Source organism: Nonomuraea sp. NPDC049421 (genome assembly GCF_040677005.1).
GTDB classification, from domain to species: domain Bacteria; phylum Actinomycetota; class Actinomycetes; order Streptosporangiales; family Streptosporangiaceae; genus Nonomuraea; species Nonomuraea salmonea.
Genome location: NZ_JBFAQA010000003.1, coordinates 141,532 through 153,714, shown reverse-complemented (window position 1 = coordinate 153,714; position 12,183 = coordinate 141,532). Strand labels below are relative to the sequence as shown.

9 protein-coding genes and 1 pseudogene are annotated in these 12,183 nt (G+C 71.4%); 7 read left to right on the top strand and 3 right to left on the bottom strand.

What is annotated here, in order from left to right:
• Positions 1-101 precede the first annotated feature (101 nt).
• A complete protein-coding gene (locus AB0K18_RS06775; RefSeq protein ID WP_364910874.1) occupies positions 102-1,238 on the top strand; it encodes a substrate-binding domain-containing protein in 1,137 nt (378 codons plus the stop codon).
• A gap of 25 nt (positions 1,239-1,263) precedes the next feature.
• Here AB0K18_RS06775 and AB0K18_RS06770 read toward each other — a convergent pair whose 3' ends face one another.
• Entirely contained in the window at positions 1,264-3,183 is a 1,920-nt protein-coding gene (locus tag AB0K18_RS06770; protein WP_364910871.1) for a DUF2264 domain-containing protein, read from the bottom strand.
• A 391-nt stretch (positions 3,184-3,574) separates the two neighbouring features.
• Between AB0K18_RS06770 and AB0K18_RS06765 the strand changes: the two genes are divergently transcribed.
• The 3 genes from AB0K18_RS06765 to AB0K18_RS06755 all read left to right on the top strand — a co-directional run bounded on the left by AB0K18_RS06765 (position 3,575) and on the right by AB0K18_RS06755 (position 6,895).
• Positions 3,575-4,582 (top strand): hydroxyacid dehydrogenase, encoded by a 1,008-nt coding sequence (locus tag AB0K18_RS06765; protein ID WP_364910868.1) that lies wholly within the window; start codon positions 3,575-3,577, stop codon positions 4,580-4,582.
• 34 nt (positions 4,583-4,616) lie between these two features.
• Positions 4,617-5,912 (top strand): sugar ABC transporter substrate-binding protein, encoded by a 1,296-nt coding sequence (locus AB0K18_RS06760; RefSeq protein ID WP_364910865.1) that lies wholly within the window; start codon positions 4,617-4,619, stop codon positions 5,910-5,912.
• Between the two features lie 65 nt (positions 5,913-5,977).
• A complete protein-coding gene (locus AB0K18_RS06755; RefSeq protein WP_364910862.1) occupies positions 5,978-6,895 on the top strand; it encodes a sugar ABC transporter permease in 918 nt (305 codons plus the stop codon).
• Here the strand turns inward: AB0K18_RS06755 and AB0K18_RS06750 are convergent.
• A pseudogene (locus AB0K18_RS06750) lies at positions 6,870-7,826 on the bottom strand (RNA-guided endonuclease TnpB family protein). The gene AB0K18_RS06755 and the pseudogene AB0K18_RS06750 sit on opposite strands and share 26 nt — an antisense overlap.
• A 158-nt stretch (positions 7,827-7,984) precedes the next feature.
• Here AB0K18_RS06750 and AB0K18_RS06745 point away from each other — a divergent pair.
• Genes AB0K18_RS06745 through AB0K18_RS06735 form a run of 3 tightly spaced genes read left to right on the top strand, consistent with a single transcriptional unit; the run spans position 7,985 to position 10,452 of the window.
• On the top strand, positions 7,985-8,842 hold the full coding sequence (locus AB0K18_RS06745; RefSeq protein WP_364568812.1) for a carbohydrate ABC transporter permease: 858 nt from the start codon (positions 7,985-7,987) through the stop codon (positions 8,840-8,842).
• Positions 8,839-9,534 carry a hypothetical protein gene (locus tag AB0K18_RS06740; RefSeq protein ID WP_364910860.1) on the top strand — a complete coding sequence of 232 codons (696 nt, stop codon included), beginning with the start codon at positions 8,839-8,841 and terminating at the stop codon, positions 9,532-9,534. Before AB0K18_RS06745 ends, AB0K18_RS06740 begins: the two co-directional genes overlap by 4 nt.
• A 51-nt stretch (positions 9,535-9,585) precedes the next feature.
• The gene (locus tag AB0K18_RS06735) at positions 9,586-10,452 is read left to right on the top strand and encodes an LLM class F420-dependent oxidoreductase (RefSeq protein ID WP_364910857.1); all 867 of its coding nucleotides are present in this window, start codon (positions 9,586-9,588) and stop codon (positions 10,450-10,452) included.
• 17 nt (positions 10,453-10,469) lie between these two features.
• On the opposite strand, the gene AB0K18_RS06730 is transcribed toward AB0K18_RS06735, so the two are convergent.
• Positions 10,470-12,182, bottom strand: a complete 1,713-nt coding sequence (locus AB0K18_RS06730) for an IlvD/Edd family dehydratase (RefSeq protein ID WP_364910854.1) — start codon at positions 12,180-12,182, stop codon at positions 10,470-10,472.
• Position 12,183: the final 1 nt, after the last annotated feature.

Sequence of the window (12,183 nt, the reverse complement as noted above, 5' to 3'; positions counted from 1 at the left end):
TGACCGAAAGGCCGGAACGAATCAGGTCCGTGACTTGTTAATTCACCTTCGATCAGTTTCGATCGGTACTATGGCCGTCGGCGAGGAGGAGTATGACCAACGTGGCCACAGACGCATCACCGGCTGAGGACCAGGCGGCGGCAGCCGACGCGGCGGGCCGGCTGCCCGACGAGCGCCGTAACCGGCTGGTCGATCTGCTCCGGCGGCGCGGCATCATGCGCGTCCACGACCTGGCCAGCGAGCTGGCCGTCTCGGCGATCACCATCAGGCGTGACATCACGCTGCTGGCCGAGGAGGGCGTCATCCGCCGGGTGCGCGGCGGGGCCACGCTGACCGAGCCGCCCGAGCCGGCGTCCGCCCGCGAGCCGGCGGAGAGCCCCGGCCAGGGGGCGGCGTCGCTCACGGTGGGCATGGTCGTCCCCTCGCTCGACTACTACTACCCCGACGTGATCCGCGGCGTCCGCGAGGCGGCAGCGGCGGCGGGGGTGCGGGTGGTGCTGCGCGGGGCCACGTACCAGGTGGCCGACGAGCGGCGGCAGCTCGCCTCGCTCATCGACTCCGTCGGTGTGGACGGCCTGCTGGTCGCGCCCACCACCGAGAGCGACGAGGGCGAGGAGCTGGTCCGCTGGCTGCAGACGGCGGGCGTGCCGGTCGTGCTGATCGAGCGGGCCGCCGCCGTCGGGCCCTACCGGGAGGCCATGGAGTCCGTGGTCAGCGACCACGCGCTCGGGGCGGCGATGGCCGTGCGCCACCTCGCCGCGTTCGGCCACCGCAGGGTCGGGCTGATCACCACGATCACCAGCCCCACGACGCCGCACGTGCGCGCCGGGTGGCGGCTGGCCTGCGAGGAACTGGGGCTGGAGACGGACGGCACGCCCCAGGCCCGTACGGTGGACCGCCGCGACCCCGGCTGGGCGCGGGCGCTGGACGACGTGCTCGACGCCTGCCTGGCCTCGGGCACCAGGGCGCTGCTCGTGCACTCCGACCCCGAGGCCATCTCGCTGGTCGAGCGCTGCCAGGACCGCGGCATCAGGGTGCCCGACGACCTGGCGGTGGTGACGTACGACGACGAGGTGGCCGAGCTGTGCGACCCGCCGCTCACCGCGATCAGGCCGCCGAAGACCGACATCGGGCGCGCCGCGTTCGCCCTGCTGCTCGAACGCCTCCACGACCCCAGCAGGCCCGCCCACCGCGTGGTGGTCGGGCCCCAGCTGATCGTCCGCCACTCGTCGTCCTGACCCGCCCGTCTCGGGGGCGGGCGGGTCAGGGGCGCAGCAGGCGGGCGGGGTCGAGGGCGTCGCTCGTGCCGTCGGGCCAGGTCACGAGGCATGACGCGCCGTCCCATGACACGGCGGGCGGTCCGGCGGGCTCGCCCGTGCCGAGGTGGACGGCGACGTCGTACCAGACGTCCGTACGCGCGGGGCCGCTCGTCGCCCGCCATGGCACCAGCGTCCAGTGACCGAGCGGCGAGGCGTCGTCGGCCGCGGTGACGCCACCGTCGTCCAGCCCGGCGCTCCACACGCCCGAGCAGGTCTTGCCGTTGCTCACGACCGACCCGGCGTCCTGATCCGGCCCGTCGGCCGGGAGCGGCCAGCCGCCGACGCGCAGCCGTCCCGCCTGCTCAGAGGATTGGACGCGGACCAGCCGCACCTCCCACGCACCCCGCACCACCGACAGCACCTCCAGCCAAGGCCCGAGCCGCACCTCGCCGGAGCGCCCTGAGCCGTGGTCGGGAGCGTCCTCGTCGGGAGTAACCCAGTGCGCCTGCCACCGGGACGCTCCCGCGACCGTTCCGGTGGCGAGCCGTTCCAGGCCGAGCGTGTCGAAGCCGGTCCTGTGGCTCGGCTCGCCGGACTCGGACAGCAGCGTGACCGACTGGTCGAGCGGCCGCCCCGCGTGCGGTCCGGCGAGCAGGGGAGAGGTGGTGGTGGAGTAGCCGAGGCGGGCGTAGAGGGGGGAGTCGGTGAGGTTCGAGCCCGGGCGTGAGTGGTCGGTGCCGTGGTTGACGACCCGTACGACGCCGTCCGCCCGCGTCCCCCCGACCAGCCAGCCGGGAGCGGCGACCACGCGCTGGAAGTCGTCGCGCTCGACCGGCAGCGGCTCCTCCACGGCGGTCCACACCGGGTGGTCGGCGGGCAGGGTCAGGCCGAAGAGCCCCTTGGCCGCCCAATAAGGCGACCCTGGCCCCGAGTACGACTGCGCGATCGGCCGCCACGGCCCGTGCCAGCCCAGCGTCAGCAGCCCGTCCTCGCCCGGCGCGCCGTGGGAGACGAAGTGGCGGGCGATGCCGGAGGCGGCCCGGCGCAGCAGCCCGGGTGACGGGGAGTCGAGCTCGTAGCGGGCGCCCAGCCAGAAGGGCACGGCGGCGGCGAAGCGGTAGGTGAGGCTGCGCCCCTGGATGAGCGGCGAGCCGTCGGCCCCGACCAGGTGCACCGCGTCCTGCAGATACCGTTCGAGCCGCCGCAGGTAGACGGGCCTGCGCGACTCGGCGTCCGGGCTGCCGGCGGCCATCTCGGTCCAGATGAGCGGGTAGAACTGCAGCGCCCATCCGGCGTAGTGGTCGTAGGCGCGCTCGTCGCCGTCGGCGTACCAGCCGTCCTGGCGGGCGAAGCCGTCGGTCAGCGCCAGGCCGGCCTCGATGTCGTCCGCCGAGTACGGCCCCCCGACCGAGGCCAGGAACTGCTCGACGACGATCTGGAACCACACCCAGTTGATCGGCGGGTACCACGAGCCGATGGCCGGCGTGAGGTAGTCGACGACCTGCTCCTGCACGAGCGGGTTGAGCCGGTCCCACAGCCACGGCCTGGTCAGGTGCAGGACGAGCGCGAGCGAGGCGGCCTCGACCTTGGCCTGGTCGTGCTCGTCCAGCCGAACCCAGCGCTCGGGCGAGTCCGGGTCCGTCCCGGCGGCGAGGCCGTCGGCGTACCACTCCATGAGGTTCAGCGGGTCGGCGCCCCGCTCGCCCGCGACGCGGAAGCCGGCGGCGAGGAACGTGCGCGCGAAGCCCTCCAGGGCGTCCACGTCAGGGCCGTAGCCGCCCGGCCGGCCGGGGAAGGAGACGCGGGCGCGACCCGGCGAGGTGTGGCGGCGGGCCGCCAGCAGCAGGCGGTCGGCGAGGCCGGCCCAGTGCGCGCGTGTCCACCCGGTGAACGGTGACAGCCGCGGGTCGTCCAGGGGCGCCATTCACGAGTCCCTTCCTGACGGGGGAATGTTTACGTAACCATGGATTCACGCGATGGTTACAGCGCCGCCAGGGCCCGTCAAGCCGTCACCGGCGCATCCGGCCGCTTTGTTGAGCAGTTGTGATCTGACACGAGCGTTGCTGATCGGAGCGATTGGATTGCCTCTTGACGAGCTGGATGCGGTCACGCTTAACTCCAAGGCAACGCCAGCCGATCACAGATGAACAAAGCTGATCGTTTGCCGATCGGAACCTTCCAGGCGTCCTCCTCTTGGCCGTGCCGTCATGCCGCCACGCGCCGGGACCCGGAAACCCCCACACCGCGAGGAGCATCAGGTTGAACAGCAGATCCCGCGTCGCCGGCCGATCGAACGGGCACACGGGCGCGTCCCTATGACGCGCCCCCACGCCCTGCTGGTCATGGACCCGGCCACGTACCGCCTGCAGTTCGGGCAGCGGCAGCTGCAGCGGCTGCGCGGCCTGGCCGAGCTGGGAGACCCGATCTGCACCGACGACCTGGACACCCCCTCGGCGCGGCGCCGTCTGCGCGAGAGCGAGGTGCTGCTGACCTCGTGGGGCTGCCCGCCGCTGACCACGGAGCGGCTGGCCGACGCGCCCCGCCTGCGGGCCGTCTTCCACTGCGCCGGCACCGTGCGCCCGTTCGTCACCGAGGAGGTGTGGCGCCGCGGCATCGTGGTCACCAGCGCCGCCGACGCCAACGCCATCCCGGTCGCCGAGTTCACCCTCGCCGCCGTCATCTTCGCCGGCAAGAAGGCCCCGTTCCTCGCCCAGGACGCGCGCGAGCACCGCGACGACTGGTCCTACGCCTCCCGGCGCGGCGAGCTGACCAACAGGGGCCGCACGGTCGGCGTCGTCGGCTTCTCCCGGGTGGGCCGCCGGGTCGTGCGGAGCCTGCGCGGCCTGGAGCTGGACGTGCTGGTCGCCGACCCGTACGCGGCGGAGGAGGAGGTGAGCGCGGCGGGCGGCCGCCTGGTCGCGCTGCCCGAGCTGCTGCGCGGCTCCCACGTGCTCACCCTGCACGTCCCGTCGCTGCCCGCCACCCGGCACCTCATCGGCGCGGCCGAGCTGGCCATGCTGCCCGACGGCGCCACCGTCATCAACACCGCGCGCGGCGCCGTGCTCGACACCGCCGCGCTGGAGCGCGAGTGCGCCGCGGGGCGGCTCGACGCCATCCTCGACGTCACCGACCCCGAACCCCTCCCGGCCGAGTCGGTGCTGTACGAGCTGCCCAACGTCATGATCACCCCCCACATCGCCGGCTCGCTGGGCAGCGAGACCCGGCGCATGAGCGACAGCGCTCTCGACGAACTCGAACGCCACCTGGCCGGCCTGCCGCTGCGCACGGCCGTCACGCCGGACGAGTTCGCCGTCAGCGCCTGACCAACCCCCCAGCGACGGAGAGGAGACCGGATCAATGATCACGTCAGGCAAGGGCGGGGCGCGGCGGCAGGCGGTCAAGGGCCTGGCCCTGGCAGGAGCGCTTTCGCTCACCCTCGCGGCCTGCGGCTCGGGCGACCCGGAGCCGGCCGACCCCAACGGCAAGATCACGCTGAGCGTCACGGTGTGGAACCTGGCCAAGACGCCCGAGTTCAAGGCGCTCTTCGACGCCTTCCAGCAGGCCAACCCGAACATCACCATCAAGCCGATCGACATCCTCGCCGACGACTATCCGGAGAAGGTCACCACCATGCTGGCGGGCGGTGACAAGACCGACGTGATCACGATGAAGAACGTCATCGACTACTCCCGCTACTCCAGCCGTAACCAGCTGCTGGAGCTCACCGACCTGGCGAAGTCGACCGACACGAGCAAGCTGGCCGGCCTGGACGCCTTCGACGTCAGCGGGAAGTACTACGCGCTGCCGTACCGGCAGGACTTCTGGCTGCTCTACTACAACAAGACGCTCCTCGACAAGGCGGGCGCCAAGCTGCCCGACCCGCTGACCTGGGACGACTACACCAAGCTCGCCAAGGAGCTGACGCAGGGCGAGGGCGGCGACAAGGTGTACGGCGCCTACCACCACACCTGGCGCTCGGTCGTGCAGGCCATCGCCGCCGCGCAGACCGGCGGCGACCAGCTCAGCGGCGACTACACGTTCTTCACCGACCAGTACAACGTGGCCAAGGGGCTCCAGGACGCCGGCGCCGTGCTCGACTTCGGCACCGCCAAGTCCCAGCAGGCCGACTACCGCACCCAGTTCGAGAGCGGCAAGACCGCGCTGATGCCCATGGGCACCTGGTACATCTCCGGCATCTTGGAGGCCAAGGCGAAGGGCGCGACCGACGTCGAGTGGGGGCTCGCCCCCATGCCGCAGCGTCCCGGCACGACCGGCGTCACCACGTTCGGCTCGCCGACCGCGTTCGCCGTCAACAAGCGCTCGGAGCACGCCGACGCGGCCAAGAAGTTCGTCGAGTTCGCCGCGAGCAAGGCGGGGGCAGAGGCGATCACGAAGGTCGGCGTGGTGCCCGCGCTGCAGACGCCCGAGATCACCGAGGCGTACTTCGGGCTCAAGGGCATGCCGGAGGACGAGCTGTCGAAGAAGGCGTTCGTCCCCGACAAGGTGACGCTGGAGATGCCGGTCAGCGAGAACAGCTCCGACATCGACACGATCCTCAACGAGGAGCACGAGCTGATCATGGTCAACGACAAGTCGGTGGCCGACGGCATCCGCACGATGAACGAGCGCGTCAAGAGCGAAGTGCTCAACTAGGGCGGTCGCGGGCCCGGGCCGCCGTCCGGGCTCCCGGCGTCTCACGGAAAGTTCCGAAGGACACCATGACACAGGCAACGACGCGGCCGCTGCCGGCCGCACCGCCCCGCCGGCGCGCCTGGCGCGACATCCTCGTCGGCTGGAGCTTCATCCTGCCGAACTTCATCGGCTTCGCGCTGTTCACGCTCGTGCCCATGACGGCGGCGTTCGCGCTGGCGTTCCTCGACTGGGATTCCTACAGCACCCCCGAGTGGGTCGGGCTGGAGAACTTCGAGCGGCTGCTGCGCGATGAGAACTTCCACGTCGCGCTGCGCAACACGCTCTTCTACGCGGCCGGGCACATCCCGCTGACCCTCGCCGTCGCCCTGGGCCTGGCCATCGCGCTCAACAGGAAGCTGCGCGGCGTGCAGTTCTTCCGCACCGCCGCGTTCTTCCCGTACGTCACCTCGCTGGTCGCCGTCGCGGTCGTGTGGAACATGCTGTTCAACCCCACCTCAGGGCCGGTCAACCAGTTCCTGGAGGTGCTCGGCGTCAGCGAACCGCCCCGCTGGGTGGCCAGCACCGACTGGGCGATGCCCGCCGTCATCATCACCAGCGTGTGGCGGGACATGGGCTACTACATGGTGCTCTACCTCGCCGGCCTGCAGACCATCCCGCGCGAGTACTACGAGGCCGCCACCGTGGACGGCGCCGGCGCGTGGCAGCGGTTCTGGAGCGTCACGCTGCCGTGCCTGCGGCCCACCACCTTCTTCGTCCTGGTCATGCTGACGATCCAGAGCTTCAAGGTGCTCGACCTGATCGTGGTCATGACCGACGGCGGTCCTGGCCGCAGCACGCTCGTGCTGGCCCAGCTCGTCTACCGCGAGGGCATCAGGGAGGGCCAGTTCGGCTACTCCTCGGCCATCGCGCTGGTGCTGTTCCTCATCGTGCTCACGGTGACCGTCGTCCAGTTCCGCATCAACGAGCGCAGGAGCGTGACTTGACATCTTCCCCCTTGTCAATGAGGGGGATTCCCACGGTCGCCCGTGAGGGTTCCTGCTTCAAAGCCGGTCGCCCCGTCCGAGAGGACTCTCGTTGAGGTCTTATACCCGCTCCACAGGCGTTTCAGTTCTCTGCCGGCCCGGCGGCGAGCACGTTCCTGGCCGCGTTGACGTCCCGGTCGTGGACCGCGCCGCAGGCGCATGCTCATTCGCGGATGTTCAGCGGCATCTTCTCCTGCAGGGCCCCGCACTGCGAGCACAGCTTGGAAGAAGGGAACCAGCGGTCAACCGCCACCACGGTGCGTCCGTACCACGCGGCCTTGTACTCCAGCATGCCCCGCATCGCTCGCCACGAGGCGTCGGAGATGGCGCGAGCCAGGCTGCGGTTGCGGATCATGGTGCGGACGGTCAGGTCTTCCACGGCGATCACTTGATCATCGCGAACAAGCCGTGTCGTGACCTTGTGCAGGTGATCCCTTCTGCGATCGGCGATCCGCGCGTACACCCCGGCGACCTTCACTCTGGCCTTGGCCCGGTTGTTCGACCCCTTCTCCTTACGGGCCAGGGCCCGCTGAGCCTTGGCCAGCCTGCGCCGATCGCGCCGTTCGTGACGCGGGTTGACGATCTTCTCGCCGGTCGAGAGCGTCACCAGCGCGGTGATGCCCGCATCCACCCCGACGCTCCGCCCGGCAGGCGCAAGCGGGCTGATCTTCTCCTCGACCAGGAGGGACACGAACCAGCGTCCCGCGCCGTCGCGGGAGACGGTGACCGTGGACGGCCGCGCACCCCCCGGCAGCCGACGCGACCACACAATGGCCGGCGGCGTGTCCATCTTCGCCAGCGTCAACTCCCCGTCCCGCCAGCGGAACGCCGAACACTCGCCGGCCTGCTCGGGAGTCGGATAGAAGCGGTACTTGTAGGCCCGCTTCACGATCTGCGCCACGCCTCAAACGCTACCGCCCGATCGGCTAACAGTCGCGCGTGTGTTCGATATTTCGGTTCGCCTGACGGCGAACCGGCTGCCCCTGTCCTGCTCCGCAGAAGTCCGATTCCTTCCCCGCCCGAAGGCGGGGGTTTCCACGGAGGTATCTGATGACCGCGCTGCCCGAGGCCGCAGGGAGCAGCCGCGGCCGGCGGCTGCTCCGCACCGTCCCCGCCTACGCCGGCCTCATCGTGATCGCCGCGCTGGTGCTGGTGCCGTTCGCGTGGATGGTGTCGTCGTCGCTGAAACGCGACAACCAGGTCTTCACGGTGCCCGTCCAGTGGATCCCCGAGGAGCTGCGCTGGTCGAACTTCGTGGAGATCTGGGACCGCATCCCGCTGCTCACCTACCTCGGCAACTCGGCGTTCCTGTCCGTCACGATCACCGCGCTGCAGGTGCTGACCGGTAGCTTCGCCGCGTACGGCTTCTCCAAGGTGCGCTTCCCCGGCAGGGACGGGTTGTTCCTCGCCTACATCGCGACCATCGCGGTGCCGTGGCAGGCGTACATGGTGCCGCAGTACATCATGATGCAGCGGGCCGAGCTGACCGACACCTACTGGTCGATCATCCTGCTGCAGGCGTTCGGCGCGTTCGGCGTGTTCCTCATGCGGCAGTACTACATGTCGATCCCCGACGACCTGTGCGAGGCCGCCCGCATCGACGGGCTCAGCGAGTACGGCATCTACCGCCGCATCATGCTGCCCCTGTCGAAACCGGCGCTGGCCAGCCTCGCGCTGCTCACGTTCGTCAACACCTGGAACGACTACATGGGCCCGTTCATCTACCTGACCAGCAACGAGCTGTGGACGGTGCAGCTCGGCCTGCGCTCCTTCGTCGGCCAGTACGAGGCCGAGTACGCGATGATCATGACGGGGTCGGTGCTGTCGGTGCTGCCCGTCCTGGTGATCTTCCTGTTCGGCCAGCGGTACTTCATCCGCGGCATCGCGACGAGCGGGCTCAAGGGATGAGCGCGCCGGGGAACGTCCCGGAGGGCGGCGTCGCGCGGCGGCTGCTGCGGCCCGCCCGGCAGGAGACGTACGAGAAGGTGTTCTCGACCGTCTACGTCGGCCTCATCACGAACGTGCTGCTGGCGCTCTCCTGCGCGCCGCTGCTGCTCGCGCTGGCCGTCGTGCGCGACCCGCTGGCGTCGTGGCCGTTCTTCGCGGTGCTGTCGCTGCTGTGCGGGCCGGCGCTCGCGGGCGCGTTCGGCTGCTTCGAGGCGCTGGGCGAGGGCGACACCGGCGTGCTGCGCGCGTTCTGGGGCGGCTACCGGCGCGGGTGGCGGCGCGCCCTCGCCGTGTGGGCGGCGGCGGGGACGGCCGTGACCGTGCTCGCGGTGGACGCGGTCGCCGTGGCGGGCACCTCCTTCGGCCCGGCCCTGGTGCCGTTCTTCTGCACGGCTGCGGCGCTGGTGGCGGCGGTGGCGTTCGCGCTGCTGACGTTCGCCGGCGAGCCGGGCGTCCGGCTGCGCGGCCTGGTGCTGCCCTGCCTGTTCCTCATCACCCGCCGCTGGTATCTCGCGGCGGCGAGCCTCGTCGTGCTCGGCCTCGCCGTCGCGGTCGTCCTGGTCAAGCCCGTGGCCGGCCTGCTCCTGCTGGTCTCGCCCCTGCTGTACGCGGCCTGGGCCACCACCCGGTACGTCGTCGCGGCCGCCCGGTAAGTGGCGCGGCGCACTCCGATCACGGCGCACCGGCGTGGTATCACGAAGAACGTGAAGAATCTTGCCGGCGTGGGCATCTGGAGCACGCAACTCAGACACGGAGACCCGGGCGAGGCTGCGGAGGCCGCCGCAGAACTGGAGGAACTAGGCTACACCGCCCTGTGGATCCCCGACGTCGGAGGGCCGGTGTTCGACGCGGTCGAGCGGCTGCTGTCGGCGACCCGGCGGACGACGGTCGCCACGGGGATCCTGAACCTGTGGATGCACACCCCCGAGGAGACCGCCGCCTCGTACGCGTCGCTGACCGCGGCCCACGGCGACCGGATCCTGCTCGGCATCGGGGTGAGCCACGCCCCGCTCATCGACTCCACCGAGCCCGGCCGCTACCGCCGCCCGCTCGCGGCCATGTCGGCCTTCCTCGACGGGCTCGACGCGGCCGAGCGGCCCGTGCTCCCCGGCGACCGGGTGCTCGCCGCGCTCGGCCCCAAGATGCTGGAGCTGGCCAAGGAGCGCTCGCGGGGCGCGCACCCGTACCTCGTCACCGTCGATCACACCCGCCAGGCCCGCGAGGCGCTCGGCGCGGGGCCGCTCGTGCTGCCCGAGCAGACCGCGATCCTGTGCTCGGGCCGCGACGAGGCGCGCTCGATCGGCGCCGACTGGCTGCGCGGCTACCTGTCGCTGCCCAACTACGCCAACAACCTGCTGCGGCTCGGCTTCACCGAGGAGGACCTGGAGACGGTCAGCGACCGGCTGTTCGACGCGCTCATCGCCTGGGGCGACGAGGAGGCCGTCAAGCGCCGGGTGGACGAGCACCGCGCCGCCGGGGCCGACCACGTGTGCGTCCAGGTCCTCATCGACGACTCCAAGGGCTTCCCGCGCGAGGAGTGGCGCAGGCTCGGCCCGGCGCTCAACGGCTGATTCCGGCCCGGCCCGCGTCAGTGCGACTCGCGGGCCACCTCGGCGCCGCTGCCGCCGACCAGGAAGTCGAGGTCGGCGCCCGTGTTCGCCTGCTGGACGGTCTCGACGTAGAGGCGCTGCCAGCCGCGCGGCGGGCGGGCGAGAGCCTGTGTCATCGCCTCCGACGGCTCCCGCGCGGCCAGCTCGCCGGGCGGGAGTTCGACGTCGAGGCGGCGGTTCGGCACGTCCAGGACGATGATGTCGCCGGTGCGCACCTTGGCGAGCGGCCCGCCCGCCGCGGCCTCGGGGGCCACGTGCAGCACGACCGTCCCGTACGCGGTGCCGCTCATCCGCCCGTCGCAGATGCGCACCATGTCCCGCACGCCCTGGGCGAGCAGCTTGGGCGGCAGCGGCAGGTTCGACACCTCCGGCATGCCGGGATACCCCTTGGGGCCGCAGCCGCGCAGGATCAGCACCGAGTCGGCGGTGACGTCGAGGCCGGGGTCGTCCAGGCGGGTGTGCAGGTCCTCGATCGAGTCGAACACCACGGCCGGGCCACGGTGCTTGAGCAGGTGGGGCGAGGCGGCGGCGGGCTTGATGACGGCTCCGTCGGGCGCCAGGTCGCCGTACAGGACGGCGATGCCCGCGTCCTCCTGCAACGGGTGCTCCTTGGTGCGGATCACCTCGGGGTCGTGAATCGTCACGTCCTGCAGGTGGTCCACCAGGGGGCGCCCCGTCACGGTGATCGCCTCGGGGTCGAGCAGGTCGCGCACCTGGTGCAGCACGGCGTGCAGGCCGCCCGCGCGGTGCAGGTCGTCCATCAGGTGGCGGCCGGCCGGCTGCAGGTCCACCAGGAGCGGCACGCCCGCGCCCGTACGGTCGAAGTCGTCCTGGCTCAGCTCCACCCCGAGCCGCCCGGCGATGGCCAGCAGGTGCACGACGGCGTTGGTGGAGCCGCCGAGCGCGGCCAGTGCGACGATCGCGTTCAGGAACGAGCCCCGCGTCATCACGGCGGACGGCCGGCGGTCGGCGGCGATCATGTCCACGATCAGCCGGCCGGTCGCGTGCGCGCCTTCGAGCAGCCGGCTGTCGGGCGCCGGCGTCCCGGCCAGGCCGGGCAGCGTCATGCCGAGCACCTCGGCCAGCAGGCCCATGGTGGAGGCCGTGCCCATCGTGTTGCAGTGGCCCTTGCTGCGGATCATCGACGACTCCGAGCGCAGGAAGTCGCCCTCGGTGAGGGTGCCCGCGCGGACCTCCTCGCTCAGCCGCCACACGTCGGTCCCGCACCCGAGCAGCGCGCCGCGGAACGTCCCGGTCAGCATCGGCCCGCCCGGCACCACGACGGCGGGCAGGTCCACCGAGGCGGCCGCCATGAGCAGCGCGGGGATCGTCTTGTCGCAGCCGCCCAGCAGCACCACGCCGTCGATCGGGTTGGCCCGCAGCAGCTCCTCCGCCGCCATCGCGGCCATGTTGCGCCAGAGCATCGCGGTCGGCCGCACGTTCGTCTCGCCCAGCGAGACGACGGGCAGGTTGTGCGGGACGCCGCCCGCCTCCCAGATGCCGTGCTTGACCTGCTCGGCGACCTCGTTGAGATGCATGTTGCAGGGGGTGAGGTCGGAGGCGGTGTTCGCGATCGCGATGTGCGGACGGCCGTCGAAGGCGTCGGACGGCACCCCGCGCCGCATCCAGGCGCGATGGATGTAGGCGTTACGGTCGGTGCCGGCGTACCACTGGCTGCTGCGGGACTTCATC